General features: G+C 39.7%; 23 protein-coding genes and 2 pseudogenes. 3 read left to right on the forward strand and 22 right to left on the reverse strand.

Annotated features, from left to right (window positions below; all coding sequences use genetic code 11):
• Window positions 1-40: 40 nt before the first annotated feature.
• The 7 genes from der to HMPREF9425_RS07590 form a co-directional block, all read right to left on the reverse strand.
• A complete protein-coding gene (gene der / locus HMPREF9425_RS07560) occupies window positions 41-1,351 on the reverse strand; it encodes a ribosome biogenesis GTPase Der (RefSeq protein WP_003092252.1) in 1,311 nt (436 codons plus the stop codon).
• A gap of 105 nt (window positions 1,352-1,456) precedes the next feature.
• Entirely contained in the window at window positions 1,457-2,359 is a 903-nt protein-coding gene (gene dnaI, locus HMPREF9425_RS07565; RefSeq protein ID WP_003097946.1) for a primosomal protein DnaI, read from the reverse strand.
• A 3-nt stretch (window positions 2,360-2,362) separates the two neighbouring features.
• Window positions 2,363-3,538, reverse strand: a complete 1,176-nt coding sequence (locus HMPREF9425_RS07570; RefSeq protein ID WP_003097948.1) for a DnaD domain protein — start codon at window positions 3,536-3,538, stop codon at window positions 2,363-2,365.
• A complete protein-coding gene (nrdR, locus tag HMPREF9425_RS07575; RefSeq protein WP_003092257.1) occupies window positions 3,535-4,014 on the reverse strand; it encodes a transcriptional regulator NrdR in 480 nt (159 codons plus the stop codon). The genes HMPREF9425_RS07570 and nrdR overlap by 4 nt, the downstream gene beginning before the upstream one ends.
• A 121-nt stretch (window positions 4,015-4,135) precedes the next feature.
• Window positions 4,136-5,653 carry a HAMP domain-containing sensor histidine kinase gene (locus tag HMPREF9425_RS07580; protein WP_003097950.1) on the reverse strand — a complete coding sequence of 506 codons (1,518 nt, stop codon included), beginning with the start codon at window positions 5,651-5,653 and terminating at the stop codon, window positions 4,136-4,138.
• The gene (locus HMPREF9425_RS07585; RefSeq protein ID WP_003097952.1) at window positions 5,650-6,339 is read right to left on the reverse strand and encodes a response regulator transcription factor; all 690 of its coding nucleotides are present in this window, start codon (window positions 6,337-6,339) and stop codon (window positions 5,650-5,652) included. The genes HMPREF9425_RS07580 and HMPREF9425_RS07585 overlap by 4 nt, the downstream gene beginning before the upstream one ends.
• Window positions 6,340-6,495: 156 nt before the next feature.
• Window positions 6,496-7,032 (reverse strand): DUF177 domain-containing protein, encoded by a 537-nt coding sequence (locus HMPREF9425_RS07590; protein WP_003097953.1) that lies wholly within the window; start codon window positions 7,030-7,032, stop codon window positions 6,496-6,498.
• 298 nt (window positions 7,033-7,330) lie between these two features.
• Here HMPREF9425_RS07590 and rsmG point away from each other — a divergent pair, with 298 nt between their 5' ends.
• From rsmG to HMPREF9425_RS07605, 3 genes and pseudogenes are all read left to right on the forward strand, one after another.
• Window positions 7,331-8,044 (forward strand): 16S rRNA (guanine(527)-N(7))-methyltransferase RsmG, encoded by a 714-nt coding sequence (rsmG, locus tag HMPREF9425_RS07595; RefSeq protein WP_003097955.1) that lies wholly within the window; start codon window positions 7,331-7,333, stop codon window positions 8,042-8,044.
• A gap of 68 nt (window positions 8,045-8,112) precedes the next feature.
• Window positions 8,113-9,476 (forward strand): annotated as a pseudogene (locus HMPREF9425_RS07600) (TrkH family potassium uptake protein).
• A 39-nt stretch (window positions 9,477-9,515) separates the two neighbouring features.
• On the forward strand, window positions 9,516-10,187 hold the full coding sequence (locus HMPREF9425_RS07605) for a potassium channel family protein (RefSeq protein ID WP_003092220.1): 672 nt from the start codon (window positions 9,516-9,518) through the stop codon (window positions 10,185-10,187).
• 16 nt (window positions 10,188-10,203) lie between these two features.
• On the opposite strand, the pseudogene HMPREF9425_RS10405 reads toward HMPREF9425_RS07605, so the two are convergent.
• The 15 genes and pseudogenes from HMPREF9425_RS10405 to cbiM form a co-directional block, all read right to left on the reverse strand.
• Window positions 10,204-10,374: pseudogene (locus HMPREF9425_RS10405) on the reverse strand (ascorbate 6-phosphate lactonase); the annotation flags it as partial.
• A gap of 52 nt (window positions 10,375-10,426) precedes the next feature.
• Window positions 10,427-12,403, reverse strand: a complete 1,977-nt coding sequence (gene tkt / locus HMPREF9425_RS07610) for a transketolase (RefSeq protein ID WP_003097959.1) — start codon at window positions 12,401-12,403, stop codon at window positions 10,427-10,429.
• Window positions 12,404-12,612: 209 nt separating this feature from the next.
• Window positions 12,613-13,443 carry an energy-coupling factor transporter transmembrane component T family protein gene (locus HMPREF9425_RS07615; protein ID WP_003092123.1) on the reverse strand — a complete coding sequence of 277 codons (831 nt, stop codon included), beginning with the start codon at window positions 13,441-13,443 and terminating at the stop codon, window positions 12,613-12,615.
• Window positions 13,436-15,112, reverse strand: a complete 1,677-nt coding sequence (locus HMPREF9425_RS07620; protein ID WP_003097962.1) for an ABC transporter ATP-binding protein — start codon at window positions 15,110-15,112, stop codon at window positions 13,436-13,438. The genes HMPREF9425_RS07615 and HMPREF9425_RS07620 overlap by 8 nt, the downstream gene beginning before the upstream one ends.
• Window positions 15,113-15,177: 65 nt before the next feature.
• Window positions 15,178-15,723: an ECF-type riboflavin transporter substrate-binding protein gene (locus tag HMPREF9425_RS07625; protein WP_003092236.1), complete on the reverse strand. Its 546-nt coding sequence runs from the start codon at window positions 15,721-15,723 to the stop codon at window positions 15,178-15,180.
• 9 nt (window positions 15,724-15,732) lie between these two features.
• Complete coding sequence (locus HMPREF9425_RS07630) at window positions 15,733-16,581, reverse strand: SAM hydrolase/SAM-dependent halogenase family protein (protein WP_003097965.1); 849 nt, start codon at window positions 16,579-16,581, stop codon at window positions 15,733-15,735.
• A 153-nt stretch (window positions 16,582-16,734) separates the two neighbouring features.
• Window positions 16,735-17,943, reverse strand: coding sequence for a serine/threonine transporter SstT (gene sstT / locus HMPREF9425_RS07635; RefSeq protein WP_003097968.1), 1,209 nt, complete (start codon window positions 17,941-17,943; stop codon window positions 16,735-16,737).
• Window positions 17,944-18,065: 122 nt separating this feature from the next.
• Window positions 18,066-18,758, reverse strand: a complete 693-nt coding sequence (locus HMPREF9425_RS07640; RefSeq protein WP_003092149.1) for a methionine ABC transporter permease — start codon at window positions 18,756-18,758, stop codon at window positions 18,066-18,068.
• Window positions 18,758-19,825, reverse strand: a complete 1,068-nt coding sequence (locus HMPREF9425_RS07645) for a methionine ABC transporter ATP-binding protein (RefSeq protein ID WP_003092247.1) — start codon at window positions 19,823-19,825, stop codon at window positions 18,758-18,760. Before HMPREF9425_RS07645 ends, HMPREF9425_RS07640 begins: the two co-directional genes overlap by 1 nt.
• A complete protein-coding gene (locus tag HMPREF9425_RS07650; protein ID WP_037621579.1) occupies window positions 19,818-21,191 on the reverse strand; it encodes a M20/M25/M40 family metallo-hydrolase in 1,374 nt (457 codons plus the stop codon). Before HMPREF9425_RS07650 ends, HMPREF9425_RS07645 begins: the two co-directional genes overlap by 8 nt.
• 60 nt (window positions 21,192-21,251) lie before the next feature.
• Complete coding sequence (locus HMPREF9425_RS07655; protein ID WP_003092208.1) at window positions 21,252-22,154, reverse strand: MetQ/NlpA family ABC transporter substrate-binding protein; 903 nt, start codon at window positions 22,152-22,154, stop codon at window positions 21,252-21,254.
• A gap of 159 nt (window positions 22,155-22,313) precedes the next feature.
• Window positions 22,314-23,162, reverse strand: coding sequence for an amino acid ABC transporter substrate-binding protein (locus HMPREF9425_RS07660; protein WP_003092206.1), 849 nt, complete (start codon window positions 23,160-23,162; stop codon window positions 22,314-22,316).
• A gap of 164 nt (window positions 23,163-23,326) precedes the next feature.
• The gene (locus HMPREF9425_RS07665; protein ID WP_003092242.1) at window positions 23,327-24,043 is read right to left on the reverse strand and encodes an ABC transporter ATP-binding protein; all 717 of its coding nucleotides are present in this window, start codon (window positions 24,041-24,043) and stop codon (window positions 23,327-23,329) included.
• 1 nt (window position 24,044) lies between these two features.
• Window positions 24,045-24,824 (reverse strand): energy-coupling factor transporter transmembrane component T, encoded by a 780-nt coding sequence (locus tag HMPREF9425_RS07670; protein WP_003097973.1) that lies wholly within the window; start codon window positions 24,822-24,824, stop codon window positions 24,045-24,047.
• On the reverse strand, window positions 24,821-25,798 hold the full coding sequence (cbiM, locus tag HMPREF9425_RS07675; RefSeq protein ID WP_003097976.1) for a cobalt transporter CbiM: 978 nt from the start codon (window positions 25,796-25,798) through the stop codon (window positions 24,821-24,823). The genes HMPREF9425_RS07670 and cbiM overlap by 4 nt, the downstream gene beginning before the upstream one ends.
• Between the last annotated feature and the right edge of the window lie 2 nt (window positions 25,799-25,800).

The raw sequence follows: 25,800 nt of genomic DNA on the forward strand, positions 1-25,800 counted from the left end.
GACCAACCCATAAAGATTCTATTCTGGTTGGTCTACTTTTTTATTTACGTTTACGGGCAATCAAATGGATTGGTGTTCCCTCAAAACCAAAGGCCTGACGAATTTGATTTTCCAAGAAACGCATGTATGAGAAGTGCATAAGCTCTTCTTCATTGACAAAGACAACAAATGTTGGTGGTTTAACCGAAACTTGTGTGCCGTAGAAAATCTTAAGGCGTTTTCCTTTGTCAGTTGGTGTTGGGTTGATGGCGATGGCATCCATGATAACATCATTCAAGACAGCCGATGAAATACGACGGTTTTGACTCTCACTGATGCGTTTAATCATCTCCGGCAACTTGTTAAGACGTTGTTTCGTCTCAGCTGATACAAAGATAATTGGGGCATAGCTCAAGAATTGGAACTGATCACGGATATCTGCTTCCCAGTTGGAAACAGTATGGTTGTCCTTCTTGATCGTATCCCATTTGTTAACTACAATGATAATCCCTTTACCAGCTTCATGAGCAAAACCAGCAATACGCTTGTCATACTCACGGATACCTTCTTCGGCATTGATAACCATAAGAACAATATCAGAGCGGTCAATGGCACGCATAGAACGCATTACAGAGTATTTTTCTGTGTTTTCATAAACCTTACCAGATTTACGCATTCCAGCAGTGTCAATCATGGTATACTCTTGACCGTCACTGTCCACAAAGTTTGTATCAATGGCATCACGAGTCGTACCAGCAATAGGACTTGCAATCACTCGGTCCTCACCTAAAATGGCGTTAATCAAACTTGATTTTCCGACGTTTGGACGCCCAATCAAACTGAAACGGATGATATCTGGATTTTCCTCTTCAACTTCTGTTGGAAGATTTTCAACGATAGCATCGAGAACATCCCCCGTACCAATACCGTGTACAGATGAAACTGGGTAGGGATCGCCAAGCCCAAGAGAATAGAAATCATAGATATCTGCACGCATTTCAGGGTTATCCACTTTATTTACCGCCAAGATAACTGGCTTGTTGGTCTTATAGAGAATACGGGCAACGTACTCATCCGCATCTGTCACGCCTTCCTTGCCTGAAACGACAAAGACAATAACATCAGCTTCAGTCATGGCAATGTCAGCTTGGTGCTTAATCTGTTCCATGAATGGAGCATCGACATCATCGATACCACCTGTATCAATCAAGCTAAATTGACGGTTAAGCCACTCAGCAGAGGTATAAATACGGTCACGTGTTACCCCTTCAACGTCTTCGACGATGGAGATACGTTCACCCGCAATTCGGTTAAATAGGGTCGACTTCCCAACATTTGGGCGACCCACGATAGCAACTGTAGGTAATGTCATATATTTAAGTCCCTGATTAAATTAGGGATTCCTTTCTTCATTTAGCAGTCTCACTTCCACCAAGGAAAGCAAACACGCTTGTTCTTTATCATTATTAGGATCACCTTAACGGCGATTAACACCTTTCAAGTGAACCTCTTTAGCTAGAAAACGAATACGTTCCATCACACGTTTGGCCTGCCAAGTCTCGTCTCCTTGACGACCATTGGATAGCTTAGCTTCTAAATCTGCAAAACTATAGTTGGATGTGAAGAAGGTTGGTAGCTCCTCAATCATGCGATACTGGAGAATGACTTGCAAAACATCATCCCTAATCCAAGAAGAGAATTGCTCTGCACCAATATCATCTAAAACTAGGACTTCTGCTTCTTTGACAGCATCAATTTGTTCCTTCACAGAACCGTCCTTAATCCCATTTCTAACATCAATAGTAAAAGATGGATAATGAATAATGGTCGTAGCAACCTTCTTAGTCTCTGAAAGCTCATGGGCCATAGCTGCCAACATGAAGGATTTCCCAACCCCCATATCCCCGTAGATATAGAGACCTTTCTGGTCTGGACTAGGGTAATTAGCCACAAAATCAACAAGTGTCTCAAAGGTATCAACACGAGCGACATCATCTAGTGCGATATCAGCAAAGGTAATCTTGCGATAAGACTGAGGCAAACTCAGCAAGTTAATCCGCTTAGAAATAGCCTGTTGTTCTTGCTGCTCCTTAAGCTGACGCGTTTCCTTATAGGTCACATCAGCGTAGCCTTCATTCATGGTCAGAATCGGCTCATACCCTTTGGCAATGTAGGTGACATCACCTTCTTTGACCTTACGGCATTCCACCAAGAATTGATTGAACTTTGGAAGACTACGCTTGATTTGGTCCTGACTTAAGCCATGTTCTTGAATAAAGCTAGTCACTCTTGGATCCGCCAAAATTTGCTTCATTAAATCTGTTGCATTACCAGACCCATGATGCCCTGTTCGGTTGAGGGTTTGTCCAACTCTTTCCATTGGCTACTCCTTTCCTTTTTCTAGTTTTGCCAAAGCCCGACGTCTAATTTCGTCTAACTTGGCTTGATCGGCCTGACTGGTTTGATTATCGTAATCAGGATCACTCCAGCTAGGTACATTTGTTTTCCTCTTAGAATCATCTTTTGCCCGCTGTGATTTTTTGTCGTAACCACTACGCAAAGCCAAAAGCCCTTGTTCAGCAGTAACAATCTTCTTAAAGGCAAAATCGTTGGCAAGTTTAGAGATATACTCTCGGTTCACATTTGTTGAACGTGTCCGTCCCAAACTGTAGGCAACCATGAGGTTAATAACCTCATCCATAAAGCCTCTTTGTGCCAAATCCGTGAGAATCTTCTTCTCAGAATTAGTTACAGTCCCGCCTGGACCCTTAGCACTCTGTAAGTAATCAACAGGTTTTTCAGATTTAACAGCTTTAAGAATCTTTTGCTCCGTCTCCGTCAATGCAGAATTACCACCCAATTTTTGAGCTTGAGCTTGCTCTAATTGCACTTGCATACGCTTGACAATAATCTGGTGGTTTACGGCTGTCTTTTTAGCTAAGAGATAGGTATCATACCAATTCATGTCATAGGTTTCAGACAATTTATAGATTTCTGGAACATCTGTCTTTTCATCTGTAAATACAAGTCCATCAGCCTGCATACGATTCCTGAAACTACTTAAATCAAATGAATTTTTAGGCTTAATTTCAGAAACAGACTTTTGAGCCAAACGCTCATCAGTAAAAACATCCGAAAAACGTTTAGATAAATCTTGTAAACCATGTAAACTCGTCGGTTTTAAAGCATCTACTGCTGGTTCACCAATTTTTTGCTCTAGAAGTGAACTATAGACCGCATGCTTTAGAAACTGCTCGATAGATAGGGGAGACTTAAGCTCTACAACATAAAACCCTTGAGGTGACTGGTAAAAGGCCAAGAGATCTACCGCTGTCAGGACCGCCAGGGATTCCTGAAGAGGCTGCATACCAAAGTTTAGATGATTCAGAATAGCCGCAAACTTATGGCGGTGATTACCATTGTCATAGAAAGCCATAAAATACTGGTAGAGTGCGTATCCCTCACTCCCGATAATGGGATAATAGCAACGCATCAAGCTTGCCTGATCGGGAACGATAACCTGATTGCCAACATAGACAAATTCTTCAATAGGTCTCATTTTTTAGACTCTTTTTTCGCACGGACAGTCTTGGTGATTTCTTGAAGCAATTTTTCAATCTCATCAACATCTTTGAAAGAACGGTAGACGCTGGCAAAACGGACATAGGTAATTTCATCAAGGTCTGCTAGTTCTTTCATGACTAAATTCCCAATAACTTCACTATCAACCTCTCCATCATGGTTACGGCGAATGTTTTGCTCTATGCGGGTGATGGCATTTTCAATATCCTCACTTGAAACTGGGCGCTTCTGAGCACTCATCAAGATACCATTGAAAATCTTATCTCGAGAGAATTGTTCACGAGTACCGTCTTTTTTGACAACTAAAAGTGGAACTTCTTCCACACGCTCAAATGTAGTAAAACGGGCATGACAAGCATCACACTCTCGACGACGACGAATAGTATTTCCATCCTCTGCCTGACGGCTATCGATAACATTAGATTTATTATGTTGACATTTTGGACAACGCATGCACTTCACCACCAATCTTCGAAATTCAGTACTCTATTTTACCATAAAAACACATAAAAAGCACGTCTTTAACTAGACGTGCTCATGATTGAGCATTAGTATAAATCTCTTGTAAATTGACTTAATCCTCAAGTTGAGGTGTCGTAGTTTCTGACCCTGCAAAAGGAATGTAGAGGTCAAAACGTGTACCCACACCAAGTTCTGAACTGACATCAATATGGCATCGATAAGCTTCCACAATTTGATAGAGGATTGATAAGCCAATACCCACACCAGATTGGGTTGTCGTACGGTTACGCGCCTTATCTGAACGATAGAAGCGTTCAAAGATATGTTCAATATCTTCTTTGGAGATACCCTCACCATTATCCTGTACCTGTACTAACATCTCATCTTCCAGAGCCTTGATAGTAACCTGGATTTCCTTATTAACAGGCGAATACTTGACTGCATTATCAATCAAAATAGTAATAACCTGTTCAAAGTGCTGGCTGTAAATCTGTGCTGGACGCTCTGAACTCTCAAAATCATTGAGGTAGAATTGGTAGTCTTCATGTAGGACACGGAAATTCCCAATAACCGTACGGATTGAAGAATTCAAATCACATGTATCATTTCTATGATTGTCAAATGACCCTTTAACACGAATAGAATCCAACATATCGTTAATCATAATCGTCATACGGTTGGCTTCGTGACTTGCAGCTTCAAGACTTTCTTCAAGGATTTCAGGATCATTTTTACCCCAACGTTGCAAGAGGTCCATATGTCCCTTAATAACTGCAATTGGAGTACGTAATTCGTGACTGACGTCACTCAAGAAACGCATCTGCATCTGATTATTTTCTTGAATTTTATCCATCATACGGTTAAAGTTAACCGCCAAATCACCAATCTCATCATGACTCTCAATCTTAGAACGAAGCTCCAAGTCACTTGGCGAATCTGTAATAATACCCATCGTTTCGTGCAACTGCCTCATCGGACGAAGAATAGATGTCAAGACAACTACAGTTACTGCAATAACTAAGACAGTTATTCCTACTTCAAGGAATATCAATAGAAAAATTAGACGCTCTTTTAACGCATAGTAAAATTCCAAATCATGGAAAACTTGAGCATACCCAACAATGGTCTTCTTATCCTTGCCATAGATTGGAACTTGTAATAAGAAACCACGTTTACCTTTATAGGAAACCGACTTCAGTTTATTGACCTCAGACATGCCTGGAGGTGAGTCTGTATCCTCCTCAGAAGTAAAGATAAAAGTTCCCTTTTTGTCATAAACATAGACAGACTGATTGGAATATAATTTATTAGAAACCGCAACTTGACCATCTAAGGAATGCTTTTCAGAAAGCACTCCATTAATCATTGATCCATAGATATTTTTCGGTGAATAAAGGGCCGATAAAAGCGATTCTGGACTCAACTCTTCATCAGAGTCCCAGTCCTTTTCGATATAAGTAACAACTTTTGAGATTGTATTATTTACATTTTGACGTTCACGTTGCAAAAGAAGCGTATTGGCTGAGAGAACAACAACCAGAGTGAACATCGACAATACAATAAAGAAGACCACAGCAGCTGTTATGGTCAACTTTTTTCTAATGGTTACTTTACCAAATAATTTACTCATTTTTCACGGATAACGTAACCCATCCCTCGTACTGTTTGAATATATGATTCCTTACCTGGAATGTCGATTTTCCCACGTAAGTAACGAATATAAACATCTACAACGTTTGTTTCAATTACGTCATCATATTTCCAGACTTGAAGCAAGAGTTCCTCACGAGTCATTACTTGGTTCATATTGCTTAAAAGTGTGTTCAACAAATCAAACTCACGTTTTGTCAATGGAATCGCCTCATCACCACGAATAACTGCACGGTTTTGAACATCCAATTTCAAATCGCGATAGGTTGACGCTTTAGCTGGTGCATTCTTAGTAGCTTCGATATCTTGTCGACGGAAGGTTGCACGAATACGTGCCAACAGTTCTTCAATCGCAAATGGTTTTACAATATAGTCATCAGCTCCACGGTCCAAACCGGCAACAATATCCATGATTGAGTCGCGAGCTGTCATCATCATAATATAAGTATTTTTTTCTTGTTGGAGACGACGTGTCACTTCGAAACCGTCCATCTCAGGCAACATAAGGTCCAAGAGAATAAGATCGAAATCTTTCTCAAGTGCCATTTCAAGTCCTTCGCGTCCGTTGTCTGCTGTCACAACGTCATATCCTTCGTGTTGAAGTTCAAGAGAGACAAAACGAGCAAGGTTTCTCTCATCTTCAACAATCAAAATGCGTTTGCTCATAATAACTATTTACCACTTTCATAAAAAATTTTTTGACTTCCATTTCCCCAAAAAGTATTTAGATTTACCCAATGAAAAAATCCGAAAATTAGCTTATAATGATAGAATAATATAGAATTTTAAAATTGTCAAACATTTTTAGTTTGTTTTTTTGAATTAATTGTCATCAAATAGTCCATTCAATTGAGCAAAAGGATTACTTGCCTCTTTCTTCTCTTCTTTAAGAGCTTCAAAATCCTCTTCTGACAAGACTTCCCAGTCATTACCTGAGAGCGAAATTTGTCCTGATTCCTCTTCAGGTGTCAGCACTCTCAAAGGAATATTAAGAAGAATATTATCTAAAATACTCTCATTAAGGTTAATAGTATCGCCATCCAAGATAAGAACTAGATTTTCTTCGACTAATTCCTTTTGAAGAGCAGCATCAGCCTCTTGTATAAAGGTTTCCGAGACTGGGTAATTAAACCCAAGTGTCGTAGGCTCAAGTGACCGGCTAGATGGCAAAGTAATATCATAGCTAAGTTGATAATCTAAAAGATATAAGCCATTATCATAGACTACATGACCACTTGCTTGAAGTTGTTCAAGATTTAAAACTTGGTCATAGCGTTCTTTAATTGACTCCAACAAAGAAGGTGCTTCATTAAAGGCTAGCCCTTCTGGAGACTTTCTAACTTCTGAAAGATAAATCATTTTTAATCCTCAAATTAAATTTTCCCATAGGGATCTATTTTCAATCCACAAGACCATAATCCCCTATATTCACTTTTCATTAAAGCGAGTAATTATGATTTTAGACTTAACTAACATTATATCAGATTTTAAAGAGAAAATAACATCTTTAATATTACATAATTTTCAACTTAGGAATTTTTTTAGCAGCTTATTAAAAACTGGTTCTTACTTAATCTTAAACAATCTTTTGCCATTAGATGAAAGAAATTAATTATGGTAAAATAGGGGCATTGAAACTAGATAAAAGGAATATAAAATGACACCTGAAGATTTTTACAAGGCTCTGAAAGAACTGGGGTTCGATCTCAGCCAAAAACAAAAAGACCAATTCCAACGCTACTTTGAGCTCTTGGTAGAATGGAACGAAAAGATCAACCTTACTGCAATCACAGAAAGAGACGAGGTCTACCTCAAACATTTCTACGATTCCCTAGCTCCTGTTCTCCAAGGACATATTAAAAATCAGACTATTCGACTTCTCGATATCGGAGCTGGAGCTGGATTTCCAAGTCTCCCTATGAAAATTCTTTGTCCTGAACTTGATGTGACTATCATTGACTCTCTTAATAAACGCATCAATTTCCTTAATCTCTTGGCCGATGAACTTGATCTCAGCGGTGTTCACTTCTATCATGGACGTGCAGAGGATTTTGGACAAGACAAGGCCTTCCGTGCTCAGTTTGATATTGTAACTGCCCGTGCTGTTGCACGCATGCAGGTTCTCTCAGAATTGACCATTCCTTTCTTAAAAGTGGGTGGGCAGCTTATTGCACTTAAAGCTGCAGCAGCTGACGAAGAGCTAGCCAATGCTAAAAATGCCTTGAACTTACTTTTTGCCAAGTCTGTTCTCAACGAGAACTATAAACTGCCAAATGGGGATGGACGTAATATCACCATTGTCAATAAGAAAAAAGAAACCCCAAATAAGTACCCACGTCGTGCTGGGATGCCTAACAAAAAGCCGTTATAACGTTTATCCAAGGATGTTTCTTGCTTCTTGGATTATTATTTATTCTTATGATAACTCGGAGGTTTTCATTGATCAATCGTCTTTCTGTCACGCAAAAACTTGTGCTCAGCTTTGTCTTTGTCATCATAGTGGGGAGTAGTTTACTTAGCCTTCCCATAAGCCACTATGTTAACAGTCCAGAAACAAGCTATCTAGACCATCTCTTCAATACTGTGTCAATGGTCTGTGTGACTGGACTTTCTGTTGTCCCGGTCAGTAAGGCTTACAATGGTCTTGGTCAAATTCTCTCTATGCTTCTCATGCAGACGGGAGGACTTGGACTAGTCTCTCTTGTAGCCTTTAGTACCTATACCCTTAAAAATAAATTAGGACTGAGCGATCAAGATCTCCTTCAATCCGCACTTAGTAGGGATAGCCAAAAAGATTTGAAGTCTTATCTTTTTAAGGTCTATAAAATAACTTTTTCTATTGAAGCTATGGCATCACTTGTGATTATGACTGATTTCATTCCTCGTTTTGGACTTGGTCATGGCATTTTTAATAGTCTCTTTCTAGCTGTCTCTGCCTTTTGTAATGCTGGATTTGATAACTTAGGTTCTAACAGTTTACAGGATTATTCAACCAATCCAACCATTAACCTTGCTGTAGCTTTTCTCATCATGTCTGGAAGCTTGGGATTTGCAGTTTGGATTGATTTGATTCAACTAATGAGACGTTATATTAAAGATCGTCCAAGGAATTGGAAATTAGCTTGGAGACCTTTCAATAATCAAAGCCGTCTTGTGCTTATAAGTACAGGTTGTCTCCTATTAGGAGGAACACTACTTGCTTGGTTGCTGGAAATGGATAACTCTAAAACCATCGGTACTCTCAATGTCTGGCAGCAACTTCTGGTAAGTTTCTTTCAGACTGTAACCATGCGTACCGCTGGTTTTGCGACTATTTCCTACACCAATGCTGATTTTTCTACAAATCTTCTTTTTATGATTCAGATGATTATTGGGGGTGGTCCTGGAGGAACTGCGGGTGGTATCAAGGTGACAACTGCCTCTATCATGTTCCTACTTTTTAAGTCAGAGCTGTCTGGTAACTCGAGCGTTGTTTTTCGAAACCGTATTATATCTAATAAAACCATTTTGCAAGCATTCACAGTTATACTCTTTTTCCTAACGATGCTCTTTGTCGGCTATGTTATTTTGCTGGAAACTAATCCTACTCTCTCACCACTAGGCCTACTTTTTGAGAGTGTGTCAGCCATTGCTACCGTTGGTGTTTCAATGGATTTGACCCCTAATCTAAATAACCTAGGACGCTTCGTTATCATGGCTCTGATGTTCATTGGTCGTGTCGGACCTATTACTGTTATCTTGAGCTTGATGACAAAAAAGAAAAACATGTTTCTTATGCCCCAACTGACATTTCAGTCGGCTAAACTATTTTATTAATTGACAATATTCTGAAAGGATTTTATATGAAAACACAAATTATTGGGGTCCTCGGTTTAGGAATCTTTGGACAAACAATTGCAACCGAACTCTCCTCTTTTGGACAAGATGTCATTGCCTTGGACAACAACTCTACAACAATTGATTCCCTTGCTGATCAGGTGACTAAGGCTGCTGTTGGGGACATTACTGACATTGAATTTCTACGTTCTGCTGGTATCGATACTTGTGACTCAGTCATTATTGCAACTGGAGAACACCTAGAATCGTCTGCGCTAGCGCTCCTACAATGTAAAAAACTTGGTATCACAAATATTATCGCCAAAGCTACGAATAACAATTATGAGGAAGTCCTTTACGGAATGGGTGCTAACTGGGTAATCACCCCTGAACGTAGCACAGCAAAAGAATTGGCTTCAAATATCCTCCGCTATAATATATCAAATGTTTTTCATTTAGAGGATGATGTGGCTTTAATTGAGTTGAAAATCCCTAATGAATGGGCCGGAAAGTCCTTGCATACTTTAAATCTAAGACAAACTTATAATGTCAACGTTATTGGTTTTAGAGATGAGGAAAATGGTAGGTTAAACACTCACTTTGACCCAACAAATAAACTACCTACCGAAGGAATTATTCTAGTAGTCGCTGACAATCGAACACTAGAAAAATTCGATTATTTAGGATATTTGAAATAAAATGACTTAGATAGACTAACATTTCTTGAATACCTAGATAGTTATTGATAGCTACTCCAATATCAAAGTCCTTACCATGTTTTGCAAAGTAGTTAGAGAAATGACAGTCTTCACCATGATAGATTGGGCCACCCAGTGTCTCAAATACATCGTTAACAGCCCTAGGGACCCTTTCTTCATTAGACAAAAAACATTGGTCCTTACAACCAATGTTTTTTTGTCTAAGAATTCAAATTATCTTAGTTCATACCTTTTACTGTTTCAACGACATTTTCTACTGTAAAGCCATATTCTTCAATAATTTTAGCAGCTGGAGCTGAGGCACCAAATGTATCAATTCCAATCACAGCACCGTCTAAACCAACATATTTATACCATGGTAGACTTGCTGCCATTTCGATTGCTACACGACGACGAACTGCATTTGGAAGAACTTCCTCTTTGTAGGCTTGATCTTGTGCATCAAAGACATCTGTTGATGGAACACTCACAACACGAACTTTGTAACCTTCTGATTCCAAAGCTTTTGCTGATGCTACTGCAAGATTTACTTCTGAACCAGAAGCAAGGAGAATAGTATCAAAATCTGCTGCTGTTTCATGAACAACATAAGCACCTTTTGAGACTTTATCAAAATCTGTTCCTTCTTCAACAGTCAAGTTTTGACGTGTCAAAACAAGCGCCGTAGGTGTTGATTTAGAAGTTACAGCTTGATACCATGCAGCTTGTGTTTCACGCGCATCTGCCGGACGATAAACATTAAGGTTTGGAATAGCACGAAGTCCAGCTAGATGTTCGATTGGTTCATGAGTCGGTCCATCTTCACCGACTGCAATAGAGTCGTGAGTAAAGACATAAGTAACTGGAAGTCCTTGAAGTGCAGACAAACGAACTGCTGCTTTTACATAGTCTGAGAATACGAAGAAGGTACCACCGTAAACACGAAGTCCACCATGGAGAGACATACCATTCAAGACTGTTCCCATCGCAAACTCACGTACACCAAATTGAATGTTACGGTTAAGACGATGTGCATCATCTTGTAGACCGTCAGATTTAATGTAAGTCATATTTGAGTGAGCCAAATCCGCAGAACCACCTAGGAATGTTGGCACTTTATCAGCAATAACATTCAAAGCATCTTGACTTGAATTACGAGTTGCTTGTGAATAACCATTTTCAAGAGCTGGGAAGTCTGAAGCTTGGAATTCAACTGCATCCTTACCTTCAAGAATGCGTTCAAGTTCAGCACCAAGTTCTGGGTAAGATTGTTTGTACTCATCTACCAAAGCAATCCAAGCGTCATAGGCCTGACGACCACGATCAACTGTATTTTCCTTGAAATCAGCATAAACTTCTTTTGGAACTTCAAATGGAGCATAGTTCCAACCCAAGTTTTCTCTTGCAGCTGCTGTTTCATCTGGTCCAAGAGGAGCACCGTGAACACCGTTGGTTCCTTGTTTATTAGGAGCACCATGACCAATAACAGTCTTAACCTCAATCAAAGATGGTTTACCACTTGCTTTTGCACTTTCAATAGCAGCATTGATAGCTTCAACATCCGTTCCATCTTGAACAAACTCAGTATTCCAACCATAGGCTTCATAACGTGCACGTACGTCTTCAGTAAATGAATCTTTAGTTTCACCGTCAAGGTTGATATCATTTGAATCGTACAAGACAATCAATTTATCCAATTTTTGAAGACCAGCATAAGATGACGCTTCGCCAGAAACGCCTTCCATAAAGCAACCATCCCCCGCAATAACATAAGTATAATGGTCAAAGATTGGGAAACCTTCCTTGTTGTAACGAGAAGCCAAGAAACGTTCCGCTTGTGCCATACCAACAGCTGTAGCAATACCTTGCCCAAGTGGACCTGAGGTAGCATCTACACCAACTGTATGACCAAATTCTGGGTGACCAGGTGTCTTAGAACCCCATTGACGGAATTGTTTAAGCTCTTCAATACTCAAATCTTTAAATCCTGACAAATGAAGGAGCGCATAAAGAAGCATTGAACCATGACCTGCCGACAAAACAAAACGGTCACGATTAATCCAATTTGGAACTTCAGGATTGACATGAATTTGCTTAGTAAACAAAGTGTAACCCATTGGTGCTGCACCCATTACCACACCAGGGTGACCAGAGTTAGCTTGGTTAATCGCATCTACCCCTAGAAAACGGATAGCATTTACTGAAAGGTTAGACATAATTTCCTCCTTAATAATATCAAGACTCTTTTAGTTATATCAATACTCCCTTAATTATATCACAGAAACGTTTTCACAATAAAGTACTTTATTGAAAATTTCATACAAATATCGTTCAAAAATTGGGAATAAAAAACTAAAAAAGCTCTGAAGATGCTATAGACATCTCAGAACTCTTTCGTTTATTTAGAACTCACTGAAAGACAACTTCAAATCCATGGATTGTAAAAACGCCCATGGTTAAGATAAATCAACTCCAGACTAATTCCCAATAAAAGAGTAGCTGATACGATTACAAGATAATCTTGTTTAGTCAAGGATTTGTGCACATACCATGTACGTTTTTTGTATTGACCAAATCGGCGTAATTCCATAGCCGTCGATACAGTATCAATACGTTCGAGTGACGAAAAAATCAGAGGGAGAACGATTTGTAGATTCCCACGAATACGTTTGACCAGTCCCGCCTTTTGTGACAAATCCAAACCACGCGCTTCTTGAGCCTTACGAATAGTAAAGAATTCTTCTTGAATATCTGGAATATAACGCAAGGTCAAACTGACGGAGTAAGCAAACTTATAGGGAATACCAATCTGATTAAGACTAGCCGCAAACTGACTGGGATGGGTCGTCATAAGAAAAAGAATGGCAAGAGGGACTGTTGAAAAATACTTAAGCAAAAGATTTGCAAGATAAAAGAGCTCCTGACTGGTTAAATAGAAACGCCCCCATCCTTCAATCAGAACTGTCTTAGCTCCATAAATTTCTTCACCATAACTAGGTGCGAAAAGATAAACCATAAGTAGATTAAAAAGGGCAATCGAGCCAATGATCTTCACAACAAAAGAAATATCTCTCCAACAAATGTTGGCCAAGTTAAAGAGATAAATCGAAAGTAGGCCTACTGCTAGGATAAAGCGTGGATCATAGGTAGCCATACAAGCAACTGAAACCAAGATAAAGAATAGCATCTTACTCGCCCCAGACAAATCATAGAGGAAACCTCGACCTGGTTGATAACCTATTAAACGATTAGACATAAGGCCCTCCTTTTTCTATATAATACTGGGTTACTTTTACTGGATCACATAACAACTTCTGACCTAAGCTATAAAGAGATGTCTGCTTGAGATTGGCTGACTCAAGTAGGTCCTTCTGATTGAGAATGGTAACAGGATTATCATCTGCAATGATTTTACCTTCAAGTACAACGATACAACGATCGCTATATTCCAACATGAGCTGCATGTCATGAGTAATCATCACAATGGTATGACCTTGCTTCTGAAGACTGTCCAAGAAATTCATGATATCTGTGTAAGTCTTGTAATCTTGACCAGCCGTTGGCTCATCCAAGATAATGATTTCAGGTTTCAAAACCAAGATAGATGCAATGGTCACGCGCTTTTTCTGACCAAAGGAAAGCGCAGAAATGGGCCATTTACGAAAACTATAGAGGCCACAAGTCTTCAGGACCTCATGAACACGCTCTTCAACCTCAGTCTCTTCAATTCCTCGCAAGCGCAAACCAAGAGCCACCTCATCAAAAATCATAGTTTGGCTAATCATCTGATTTGGGTTTTGCAAAACAAAGCCTATACGTTCTGAACGCTCGGCAATGCTATCCTGACTAATATCCCGACCCTTGTAAATTAATTGCCCTTGACTAGGGACAAAACCACATAGAGCCTTAGCAAGCGTCGACTTCCCAGCCCCATTTTTACCGACAATCGCTAGTCGCTCTCCTTTCTTCAAGCTAAAGGACATATCCTCTATGACTGCTGGATTATCTCCATAGGAAACGCTAAGCCCCTCAACCTTCAAAATAGAATCGGTCGAAGTTTCCGTTTTATCTCTCAAAACGCTATCTGGGATACCTAATCCAGACAAATCCAAAGCATCTAGTTGGCTAAGATTTTGTGCTCTAGTTGTATCAAATCCCAACTGACGTAAAACCGTCAGATACAGGGGGTCTCGAATCCCATTTTCCAACAAAAGTGTACTCGATAAAAGCTCATCTGGCCTACCGTTAAAGAGGAGCTCTCCTTTATTGACCAGTAAAATGCGGTCAACGGGACGATAAAGGACATCTTCTAGACGATGCTCAATAATAATCGTCGTAGCTCCTACCTCCTCGTGAATCTTATCAATGAGGTCAATGGTTCCCTGTCCTGATTTAGGATCTAAATTTGCTAGAGGCTCATCAAATAGAAGAATAGGACTCTCATCAATCAAGACACCAGCTAAACTGACTCGTTGCTTTTGGCCACCTGATAAATCTTGAGGGCGGTGATTCAAAAGAGAGGTTAAGTCTAGACGCTCAGCCCAGAGGGCTACCTTATCTTTCATCTCACTTTGATCAGCACAATCATTCTCCAAAGCAAAAGCCAAATCCTCGGCTACTGTTAGGCCAATAAACTGACCATCTGGATCCTGCAATACCGTAGATACCGACTGTGACTTATCATAGATAGATTGATTGAAAATATCCTGACCATCTATCCTTACCTGGCCTTTTGCCTGACCTTTATGAATATTCGGTATGATACCATTAAGACACTGAGCTAGGGTCGACTTTCCACTACCAGAAGGACCTAAGATTAGGACTTTTTCGCCCTTGGCAATATCAAAGCTGATATCTTTAAGCGTCGCTTCTGCTTGTGCATCATATTGAAATGTAAAGTGATTAAAACTAATGTATTTATCCATATTTCTACTAAAAAAGAGAGGAGGTATCAAAACAAACTGACAGTCCCACTCTCCTATAAGTCATGCTAATCTTTGGTAAGACTACCAGATTGTGTACGTGATCTAGCATAGATTGCAAGAAGGAGTGTTCCTCCAATTGCAATTGTAATAAAGTTAGCTACGCCAGCTACAAAACTTTGTGCATAAAGGTATGACCAGGCTTGTGCAAATTGGAGTCTATCACCAATAGGGGTAACAATACCATAGGCAATAAGGAGGGCCAATGCTTGTGCTAGGTTAAACCAAATCATACTCATCAAAGAAAACTTGCCAGTTGTCACATCATATTTTTTGTTGAATAGACCAATTACAAGTCCTGTAATAGCACTTGCAAGTACCCAAGCCCATGAGATATTTCCGTATTGGATGCCATCTTTAAGCGCATGGCCAATAAAGCCCATAAAGAAACCTGTAATAGGCCCATAAATCACTGAGAATAGGGCTTGAACAGCATACTGAAGTTGGATGCTAGTGTTCCCAAAAATAGGGATATTAACAAACATACCAATGATAATAAAGAGTGCTGCACCAATACCTGTCGCAACTACTGTACGAATTGAATTATTTTTCATAATCTTACTTTAATCTCCTAAACGTTTGATTTCAATGTGCCAGTTAGACCCTACACCAACATTATAAGCCTTAGCAAAAGACCCTTGGTTAATGGCTAAGCCAACACGATAGAGGGAATTGATATAAATAATTGGCTGACCGATACGAACATCCGCAAAAGATTTCCCATAGGTAACTTGGTTTTGGTAGACCAACATATCATTGTTAAAGATGGTTACTTCGAATCGATCACCAAAGTTTGGTTCCAACGCGTAAAAGTCATCACGTGTGATAGAGGTCCAAAGAGAGCCGAAACGGACATCCAAAATGTCAATCGCCCCACGAACCAAATTATCCTCTATGATGGTTTCAACCACTGGAAGTTCTAAAATTTTGTCCACAGGTAACTCAGGACCAACTTCTTCAAAACTGATATGACCAGAAGCTAATTTGGCACCTGTATAGGCATAAACATCACGACCATGGAAGGTATAGGAAAGCTCTGTATTACTACGACGATTCTCAACCTCGGAAATCTCACGAACAGCCACGATACCAACAACCTTCTTGATATAAGAAAGTGTTCCGTTATCTGGTGTGACGATATATTGCCCTGTCTTTGTTAAGGCAACCACACTTTTACGTGAGGAACCTACACCCGGATCAACTACCGAAACAAAGGTTGTCCCCTCTGGCCAGTATTCAACGGTCTGAAACAAACGATAAGAAGCCTCAAAAGTGTTGTAGGGAGTAATATCATGTGTCAGGTGATGAACTCCCAAACTCGCTTCTTCCTGAAGGGCCACACCAATCATGGCCGAAACAGCACCATCAACCAAACCAAAATCCGATTGAAGTACTAATAGGTTATTAGTCATAAATATCTCACCTTTTTCTATTAGAGACGTTTATTTTATCACATTTTATAGATATTTTAAAGATGACAAATTCTTGAGCTAGTTATAGCCTTTACCTATGTTTCCCTCTAAAATCAAAAAGTCAGCCCAAGAGGCTGACCATGTAGTAGTTATCTAAGATTTATTCCAACGACTTTTTTCTGCTACTGCTGTAAAAAGAACATCTGTTGACGAGTTGAGAGCTGTTTCACAAGAGTCTTGGATGACACCGACGATAAAGCCGACACCAACAACTTGCATAGCTAAATCATTTGAGATCCCAAAGAGGCTACATGCTACGGGTACCAAGAGAAGGGAACCTCCTGCAATACCTGAGGCACCGCAAGCAGAAATAGCTGAAACCACACTAAGAATAAGGGCTGTTGCAAAATCAACCTCAATTCCCAAAGTAGTCACTGCAGCAAGCGTCAAAACATTGATTGTCACAGCCGCTCCTGCCATGTTAATAGTTGACCCTAGAGGGATAGAAACAGAATAGGTATCAGGATTCAAGCCAAGGTCCTCACACAATTGAAGGTTAACGGGAATATTAGCCGCTGACGAGCGAGTAAAGAAGGCTGTAATCCCTGAATCTTTCAAACAACGGAAAACTAGTGGGAAAGGATTTTTGCCCATCATCATAAAAGCAATGATTGGATTAACAACCAAGGCAACAAAGGCCATTGTTCCCACTAAAACAAGGATTAGGACACCATAATCCGCCAAAACACCGACACCATTCTCAGAAATAGTATTAAAGACTAGACCAAGGATACCAAATGGGGCCAAGTTAATAATCCAACGAACGATTTGCGAAGTCACTTCCGCCAAGGTATTAAGCAAATCTTTCGTGTGATTGCTAGCTGTTCGCATGGCAAAACCAAAGACAACTGCCCATACCAAAACACCAATATAGTTGGCTTGAGCCAAGGCATTGACAGGGTTGTCCACCATCTTAAGTAATAAATCTTTAAAGACTTCTCCCACACCTTGAGGTGCCGTCGCTTTAGTCGCTGCTGCTGCTCCCAACTTCAGAGAAATTGGAAAAATATAGTGAGAAATAACAGCCGTCAATGCTGCCGCAAAGGTCCCAAAGAGATAAAGAACAATCACTGTCTTCATGTTGCTTTGTTGACCTTCTCGCGTTTGGGAAAGGGCATTGGCAACCAGGGCAAAGACTAAAAGTGGAGCAATTGCCTTCAAACCACCAACAAACATGTCTCCCAAGAGACCAATAACCGTAAACTTAGGAATAAATAAACCAAGCACAGCACCCACTACCACACCAATGGCAATGCGCTTAATTAGACTGGTTCTATTCCAAGTTGAAATAAAACGTTTCATAACTCATTAACTCCTTTTTGTGGTTAGCGCAACCACAAAGCATTCGACAGTTTCCATATTATGATAAATTACTGAAATCGTCAAGATATGAAAAAAGTCTGTGGTAAACAGGCTTTCAAATTCTATTTATGACTCAATTTGCGGGTTAAGAAATCACCGAGAAACTGAACAAGGAAAATCAAAATCAAAATCAAGAAGGTTGCCAAGATGGTAACTGATGTACTTGAGCGATTGTATCCATAATATATGGCGATGTAACCAAGACCACCTGCACCGATAGCTCCAGCCATGGCAGTTTCACCCACAAGGGAAATCAAAGTCACTGTTGATACACGAACCAATTCTGGGAGTCCTTCGCCAAGATAAACCTTAATCGTGTCCCAAAGACTTGCACCACTAGCTTGTGCTGCTTCAATAACGCCACGGTCAAGATCTGCAAGTACCACCTGTACTTGACGTGCAAAAAACGGGAAGGTTGCAGCTGACAATGGAACCAAAGCCGCTGTCATACCAAGGTTAGTCCCCACGATAAAGTAAGTGAATCCTTTCAAAATCGCTAAGAGGATGATGAAAGGAATGGCACGGAAGATTGAAGTGATTTTATCCAAGATTTGGAAAATGAATTTATTTTCAATGACGCCACGAGGACCTGTCAATACCAAGAAGAGCCCCATAACAAGACCAAGAAGTCCCCCAATGATGAAGGAAATAACCGTCATGTAGAGTGTCGCATAGATAGCGTCTGGCCAAGAATTAACCCCCTGCATACCGATACGATAAATATCTGGAAAGTTTTGTTGAATCCAATCTGCCATTATTGGGCTCCTTTCTTAAGTACTTGCAAGCTGACACCTGCATTTTCAATCGCTTTTTGAGCAGCAAGAACCTTATCTGCCTCACCATCCAAGACAACGACCAATTCACCAACAGGAGTGTCACCTAGAATCTCAACATTACCATAAAGAATGTTACTTGAAACACCGTAATCTTTGAAAATTTCAGTCAAGAGTGGCTCATCTGTTGAAGAACCTACATATTTAAGCTGAACAAGGAGTGCAGATGCAGGTAAGTTTCTCACCAAAGGTTGTGCATTAATCTTAGCCAAGGCATCCTCGATCCCTGCTGCAGTTTCAATAAATTCTTGTGTCAAATCCTCTTGTGGATTTGAGAAGATATTAAGAACACTTCCTTCTTCCAAAAGTTGTCCATTTTGCATAACAGCCACACGGTTACAAATATCTTTGACGATTTGCATTTCGTGAGTAATCATAACCACTGTCAACCCAAGTTTTTTATTCAAATCTTGCAAAAGTGAAAGGATTTGTTTAGTTGTCTTAGGGTCTAGAGCTGATGTAGACTCATCTGAAATCAAGATTTCTGGATCGTTAGCCAAGGCACGCGCAATCGCTACACGTTGTTTTTGACCACCTGACAATTGTGCAGGATAGTTTTCGGCACGATCAGTCAAATCAACCAATTCCAAGAGACTACGAATTTTTTTGTCTTTCTCTTCATTGCTTAGTTTAGAATGACGAAGGGCAAAGGCTACATTTTCATAAGCCGTCTTTTGAGACATAAGGTTAAAGTGTTGGAAAATCATCCCAATCGTTTGACGTTTCTGACGCAATTCTTTTGTCGACAATTGGACCTTACCATCTGCAAAAGTCACATCTTTACCAACAGTGATTTTACCAGCTGTAGGCACTTGCAAAAGATTAATCGCACGCACAAGCGTAGATTTACCAGCCCCTGAATAACCAACGATTCCGTAAATATCACCTTTTTCAATCTGGATAGACACATCCTTAACCGCTTGAATGGTGCGGCGTTTCTGCGTAAAGGTGATATCAATATTTTTCAAATCAATAATGACATTACTCATAACTTGCAATTAACTCCTTAATTAGTTCAATGTGGGTGTAGTAATCTGCTAGGCTAACATTTTCATCCCCACCATGGTCACGACTGTTGGCATTCCCTATACCAAAGGCTGCCATCGGAACACCCAAAGCCTGATGAATCATATGCATAGGCCCTGTACCTGCTGCCGTTGGAAGCACAGCAACACCCTCTTCATAAAAACCTTTTGCTAACTCAATAACATTGACAATAGCAGGATCTGACATATCACTCCGATAACTTTCTTCACCAAGAGTGAAGGTTACCTTGATACGGTCAAACCCCTCTTTTTTGAGGTGAGCCTTGATACAATCCAAAACATACTCAGGTGTCAAACCAGGGACCAAGCGCATCTCCATCTTAGCTTTGGCTTGAGCTGGTAGAATTGTCTTAACACCTTGCCCCTGATAACCTGTCGAAATCCCTTCAATAGAAAGAGCAGGTTCAAAATAGTAAGTTTTTAAGAAAGCTCGGCGGTCACTTTCTAAAATAGGTAGTTTTAAGCCATAAATCTTACGGAGGCTATCTGCATTTTCAATGGCGTAAGTCTCGATAAGATCCATCTCACGTTCATTTGGCTGGATAATTTTTTCATAGATACCATCGATAAGAATACGTCCCTGATCATCACGCATACTTGAAATAGCATTGAGCAAATACCATGAAGCCGATTCAATCACGGCACCAAATTTAGAATGAATATCAACATCAGCACTCTCGACAGACAAGTCAAAGGTAATAATCCCCTTGTTGCCACCTGTGATTTCCAATTGACCTTTACTATTTCGATTTCCTTGCTCCCAAACCAATAGGTCTGCTGGAAGAAGGTCATCTCGGTATTTTTCCAAATATTTTTCAAGGTCGGTTGAAGCAGATTCTTCAGCGCCCTCCATCATAAATGTAATGTTTACAGGAAGGTCACCAACCTCTCGAATATATTTCCGAAGGGCTGTCAGACGAGCTGTAATATGCCCCTTATCATCATCAACACCACGACCATACATGTAGCCCTTACGAACAGTCAGACAGAAAGGGTCATCTGTCCATGGCTGATCATTATCCGCAGGAACCGTATCATAGTGTTGATAGAAAATAATTGTTTTCGCATCTGGATTTGAACTCTTGAATTTTGCCAAGACAAAAGGTGCCGTATGGGTCTCGTCAATTGTCACCTCTGCTCCAACACTAGAGAAAATCTCACCAAGATAAGCAGCCACATCATAGAGACCAATATTTTGAGCAAAAATAGATTTTTTAGAAATCAAAGTCCGCAAAACTTCAAAATAGTGCTGAGCAATTTCATCGTTACGAAATTTTCGTAACTGCTCTTCTTCACTTGAAAATGCCATCAAATCGTCTCCTTCATACACGACAAAACGGCGTGCTCTCACACGCCCTCTGTCCTTAGCTTATTTCTTTGAATTAGCTTTCAATTGATCTTGTGTTGGGGCACCTTTCCATGCTGGAAGGTCAACCTTGTTAGATGCATCATAGATGATTTGCGCTACTTCATCATTTTGATAGGCTTTAATCAAAGTCTTGATAGCATCGGCTTTGTTTGATTTTTTCCAATCTTTATTAGCTGCAATGATGTTAACCCAATCTTTCAAATCTTGACTTGGATCTTCTTGGAAGAGAGTTGTGTCATAGTCAACATTTTGTTGTTGTGCGTATGAGTTGTTAACAACTGCTGCATCTACTGATGAAAGAGTTTGGGCAGCTTGTTCAGCTGCGATTTCTTTAATCTCCAATTTCTTTGGATTTTCAGAAATGTTCTTGATAGTTGCCAATTCACCATCTTTAACATCCAACTTAATCAAACCAGCTGTTTGAAGAAGTGTCAACGCACGGCTTTCGTTTGTACCATCGTTAGGTACTGAGATAGTAGCTCCTTCTGGAAGCTCTTTAACATCTTTATACTTAGCTTTTCCGTTTTCAGTACCTGAGAAAAGGTGGATTGGGCTAAGAAGTGTGTCAGCTGCCGCAACAACATCACCTTTATTTTCTTTGTTCCAGTTGTTCAAGAAATAAATGTGTTGGAAAGCATTAACATCGATTTCACCGTTTTTAAGGGCTTCATTTGGTTGATTGTAGTCTGTGAACTCTTTCAACTCGATAGTAACACCCTTGTCTTTAGCCAATTCTTTAACTTTATCCCACAATGGCTCAGTTGTATCATCCAATGTCATGATACCAACTGTCAAAGTTTTATCATCTTTAGCTGATTTATTACCACCAGCACCACAAGCAGCCAAAGCTACTGTTGAAGCGACTGCCAATCCTGTAATTCCGAGAATTTTTTTAAATTTCATAACGAACTCCCTTTAATTGTTTTAAGTGTAAAAATATTATCCCATAGGATGAGAATTGTAGCAAATTGTTTATAATTGTATATATCTATAGTTTTTAACTATAATGTGTCCTAGATTTTAATTATATGAAAAAGCTGAGAATCACTCCCAGCTCCTTTCTTATTTTTTGCTTGGAACTTTCAAAGCGTCTTTAGTTGGAATATAATCTTTATTTCCAAGGAATTTTTCAGCCAATTTAGCCAAAGTACCATCTTTTTGAAGTTCTTCCAAACGTTTGTTAACAAATTTTTGAAGGTCCTTTTGGTTATCTGCAAACAAGAAGTAGATGTATGGTTGTTGATCAGATTTAAGTTCAATAGTCTTCAAGTTACTCAATTTATTATTTTTAATGATTGCATTAACAGTTGGTGCATCAAAAATCTTGAAGTCGTACTTACCTTCATTCAAGTTTGTCAACATTTGTGTAATGTTTTCATTAGTATAGTTGAGTTCAACTGGCTTATCTGAATGTTTATCATTGAATTCAGTCAATTGAGTAGCTGTTGATGTTCCTTGAACAACCTGTGTTGAGTGTCCAGCAATGTCATCGTATTTCTTGATCTCACTATCTTTTGGAACAGTCAAAACAGCTGGTGTGGTACCAATTGGATATGAGAAGAGGTATTTTTGGTCACGTTCTTCTGAGTAAGAGATGTTGTTCCCGGCCATTTGATATTTAGCAGCGTCAAGACCTGTAAATACTGAAGACCATTCTGTTTTTTGGAATTTCACTTCATATTTATCAGAGTCTTTAAAGACTGCTTTAGCCACTTCCACGTCGTAACCGGTCAATTCACCATTTTCTTCATATGAGAATGGTGCTGTTGTCCCAACAGTAGCAAAGTTAATTGTTTCTTTACCACCTGAAGATTTAGATGCTTCTTTTGATGATTTAGATGAACATGCAGCAAGTAAAGCTACTGAAGCAATGGCTACACCCGTAATTCCAAGAATTTTTTTAAGTTTCATAATATTCTCCTTTGAGATTGATTGTTTTTATTGTAACAGAATTCACTAAGCTTAACTAATACTTAAACATAATCAAGGTGATAAGAAAATACTATCACCTCAAAATTTCAATTGTTTGACAAAGAAAAAGTAGAAAACCAATAACGATTTTCTACTTATCCTTGTTAATAATGCGACAAACGCTCAATCACTTGCTCGTTATTGAGCACTTCCTGGGCAGGAAAGAAATCAGCTTTGCCATCTTCAAAAAGAAGAACATCAGCCTTTTCATGATGAAGGTGCTTGAAGTGGTGAGCAGACATGATAATAGTTTTCCCAGCTGAATGAAGCTCATGTAGAAGTTCCCTAAAAAATTCTTCATATTCTTTAGAAAGATTATTGAAGGGTTCATCAAGAATATACACATCTGGATTCGTTACCATGATACTGGCAAAGGCCACTTTCTTCTTTTCTCCACCAGATAGTTGATAGGGAACGCGATTCCTTAAATCTTCAATTTTCAGCAGGGATAGTGTATCTTGAACCCGCAGTGAGACTTCTTCTTCGGTCAGACCTAGCTGACGAGGTCCAAAAGCAATCTCATCATAGACAGTACTATTAAATAACTGACTATCCACATCCTGAAAGAGGATTCCGAGGCGACTATAAAAATCCCGTTTTTGACGTTTGTCCTTCAACCATTCTTTGAGGTCCTTCCCTAAGAAAAGAATGCGACCAGATTCTTCCTGCTTGAAGCCAGTTAATAAACTGATAAGACTTGATTTCCCAGTCCCATTTTCCCCCATCAACATCACATATTGTCCTTGTCTAATCTCCAAATCAAGACCAGTAAAGACCTTTTTTTGTTCATAGGCACAGGCCACTTGTTTCAATTGAAACATCTCATCCTCCTAACAGAATCTGTCCTAAAATCACTGCTACTAGACTTATCAAGGCCAGCCAATCCTTCCATGTGAATGACTGTGATGACTTGACATACTCACCAACAAAGCAACGTGCTTCCATGGCTTGAGTCAGTTCCTCACCATAGCGAATAGCTTTAAGGTATAACATTCCCCAGATATTACTTCCAATCCGGAAACGATGATTGCCACCAAAGCTTCGCGCTTCAATTCCTTTGAGCAAATCCATTAATTGTTTTCCAAAGACATCGATATATTTTATGGTGATATCTAACTGGAGCAGAACAAGATCAGGAAAATGCAACCCTTTTAATGCCGCTAACATCTCACTTATTGTACTGGTCTCTGAATAATAAGCAATGGCTACGGCAATCAAAGGAAGTCTAAAAAGAAAGAGCGATTGACCTCCGCTAAGTAAGAGATGCGGTAGATAAAGAACTAAAGGAAAAATCAACAATACCACAGTCTTTTTCAAGGTTCTTACTAAAACAGAATGTGGTAGAAAAGCCACCCCAGCTCCTAGAAACAAGGCTAGAATCCACAAAACTGTGAGATTTTGGCTAATTCCAACTGAAATAAGTAAGAAAAAGAGAAGTAAAACCTTAGCCGTTGGATGAAAGACTGATGCTACTTTTAAAGGATGCGTTTCAAACTTTTGAAGCAGAGCTTCCAGATGGTGACGATTTCGAATAAGAAAGTTATTTCTACCGACTTTAGTGACTACCGGGCGCTCTTCTAACATCCAACTTGGCAGAATCATTTTTCAACCTTTCTACCGAAAATCAAGCGATAGAGGATGAAGAAAATCAAAACAGCAGAGGCAGCGCTCAGGATATAACCCAAGACTTCCGGAATGCCCGCGATACTATAATCTGGGAAGAGGGCATTAAATGAGAAACCATTCAACATTCCTTTTGGGGCTTGGGCTTCCACATGATAGTGGGACAATTTTTCCACCAACTCTTTGACATCCCATTCCGCAAAAGCTGTTCCCGTCGCCAATAAACCAAGTGGCGTTAGGATAATTAAGGCTAGGATAAAGAGCAATAAAGGACGTAGTTTTTTAGTCGTTAGTTCCTGAGTATTATCAATATTCAAACGTTCAATGAATTCTTGGACACCTGCTGTGAAGAATCCTTCTACCAGACCGATGAGGAGGTGAGTCAAGCCCATTACTGGAAGCGTCACTCTCAAAGGGTATGGATTGTAAAGTGGATTACCACTGCCATCTTTAAAGAGAATAGGTTGAATTCCTAGTAAAACTGCAACAGTCAGGGCCGCAGCTACAATCCCAATATAACCTCCAAAAAAGCTAGCAATTATCCTGTTCTTTGTCCACTTGTTCAAGAGTTTATAAACAGCATAACCCACAAATGGCATAACAACGGCCATACAAAAGGCATTAGCACCAAAGTCCAAGATTCCACCATCACCAAAGAGCAAGGCCTGCATAGCCAGGGCTACACTAACTGCTAAACAGGAAGCCCAAGGTCCTAACAATATAGCAATTAACACTGCCCCAACAGCATGGGCGCTCGTTCCACCTGGGGCTGGAAGATTAAACATCATGATAAGGAAGGACAAGGAAGTCCCGATTCCCAACATAGGAATCGTTTTTTTATCAGTATCAACTTTAACCTTTACTTCCTTGACGGCCTTATACCAAATAGGCAACATAACAGCCCCCATTGCCGCACAAGTCGTAGGGCTTAGGTAATTTTCAGGAATATGCATTT

The organism is Streptococcus vestibularis ATCC 49124 (assembly GCF_000188295.1).
GTDB classification, from domain to species: Bacteria; Bacillota; Bacilli; order Lactobacillales; family Streptococcaceae; genus Streptococcus; species Streptococcus vestibularis.

What these genes read in the sequence shown, in the direction of transcription:
- HMPREF9425_RS07620 (WP_003097962.1), bottom strand. Translation starts at nt 15,112, where the DNA reads ATGGATAAATACATTAGTTTTAATCACTTTACATTTCAATATGATGCA.
- HMPREF9425_RS07670 (WP_003097973.1), bottom strand. Translation starts at nt 24,824, where the DNA reads ATGATTCTGCCAAGTTGGATGTTAGAAGAGCGCCCGGTAGTCACTAAA.
- HMPREF9425_RS07590 (WP_003097953.1), bottom strand. Translation starts at nt 7,032, where the DNA reads ATGATTTATCTTTCAGAAGTTAGAAAGTCTCCAGAAGGGCTAGCCTTT.
- dnaI (WP_003097946.1), bottom strand. Translation starts at nt 2,359, where the DNA reads ATGGAAAGAGTTGGACAAACCCTCAACCGAACAGGGCATCATGGGTCT.
- HMPREF9425_RS07645 (WP_003092247.1), bottom strand. Translation starts at nt 19,825, where the DNA reads ATGAGTAATGTCATTATTGATTTGAAAAATATTGATATCACCTTTACG.
- HMPREF9425_RS07630 (WP_003097965.1), bottom strand. Translation starts at nt 16,581, where the DNA reads ATGACTAATAACCTATTAGTACTTCAATCGGATTTTGGTTTGGTTGAT.
- nrdR (WP_003092257.1), bottom strand. Translation starts at nt 4,014, where the DNA reads ATGCGTTGTCCAAAATGTCAACATAATAAATCTAATGTTATCGATAGC.
- HMPREF9425_RS07580 (WP_003097950.1), bottom strand. Translation starts at nt 5,653, where the DNA reads ATGAGTAAATTATTTGGTAAAGTAACCATTAGAAAAAAGTTGACCATA.
- HMPREF9425_RS07655 (WP_003092208.1), bottom strand. Translation starts at nt 22,154, where the DNA reads ATGAAATTTAAAAAAATTCTCGGAATTACAGGATTGGCAGTCGCTTCA.
- HMPREF9425_RS07570 (WP_003097948.1), bottom strand. Translation starts at nt 3,538, where the DNA reads ATGAGACCTATTGAAGAATTTGTCTATGTTGGCAATCAGGTTATCGTT.
- HMPREF9425_RS07615 (WP_003092123.1), bottom strand. Translation starts at nt 13,443, where the DNA reads ATGTCTAATCGTTTAATAGGTTATCAACCAGGTCGAGGTTTCCTCTAT.
- HMPREF9425_RS07640 (WP_003092149.1), bottom strand. Translation starts at nt 18,758, where the DNA reads ATGGCAGATTGGATTCAACAAAACTTTCCAGATATTTATCGTATCGGT.
- HMPREF9425_RS07660 (WP_003092206.1), bottom strand. Translation starts at nt 23,162, where the DNA reads ATGAAACTTAAAAAAATTCTTGGAATTACGGGTGTAGCCATTGCTTCA.
- cbiM (WP_003097976.1), bottom strand. Translation starts at nt 25,798, where the DNA reads ATGCATATTCCTGAAAATTACCTAAGCCCTACGACTTGTGCGGCAATG.
- HMPREF9425_RS07605 (WP_003092220.1), top strand. Translation starts at nt 9,516, where the DNA reads ATGAAAACACAAATTATTGGGGTCCTCGGTTTAGGAATCTTTGGACAA.
- HMPREF9425_RS07665 (WP_003092242.1), bottom strand. Translation starts at nt 24,043, where the DNA reads ATGTTTCAATTGAAACAAGTGGCCTGTGCCTATGAACAAAAAAAGGTC.
- der (WP_003092252.1), bottom strand. Translation starts at nt 1,351, where the DNA reads ATGACATTACCTACAGTTGCTATCGTGGGTCGCCCAAATGTTGGGAAG.
- HMPREF9425_RS07585 (WP_003097952.1), bottom strand. Translation starts at nt 6,339, where the DNA reads ATGAGCAAACGCATTTTGATTGTTGAAGATGAGAGAAACCTTGCTCGT.
- rsmG (WP_003097955.1), top strand. Translation starts at nt 7,331, where the DNA reads ATGACACCTGAAGATTTTTACAAGGCTCTGAAAGAACTGGGGTTCGAT.
- tkt (WP_003097959.1), bottom strand. Translation starts at nt 12,403, where the DNA reads ATGTCTAACCTTTCAGTAAATGCTATCCGTTTTCTAGGGGTAGATGCG.
- sstT (WP_003097968.1), bottom strand. Translation starts at nt 17,943, where the DNA reads ATGAAACGTTTTATTTCAACTTGGAATAGAACCAGTCTAATTAAGCGC.
- HMPREF9425_RS07650 (WP_037621579.1), bottom strand. Translation starts at nt 21,191, where the DNA reads ATGGCATTTTCAAGTGAAGAAGAGCAGTTACGAAAATTTCGTAACGAT.
- HMPREF9425_RS07625 (WP_003092236.1), bottom strand. Translation starts at nt 15,723, where the DNA reads ATGAAAAATAATTCAATTCGTACAGTAGTTGCGACAGGTATTGGTGCA.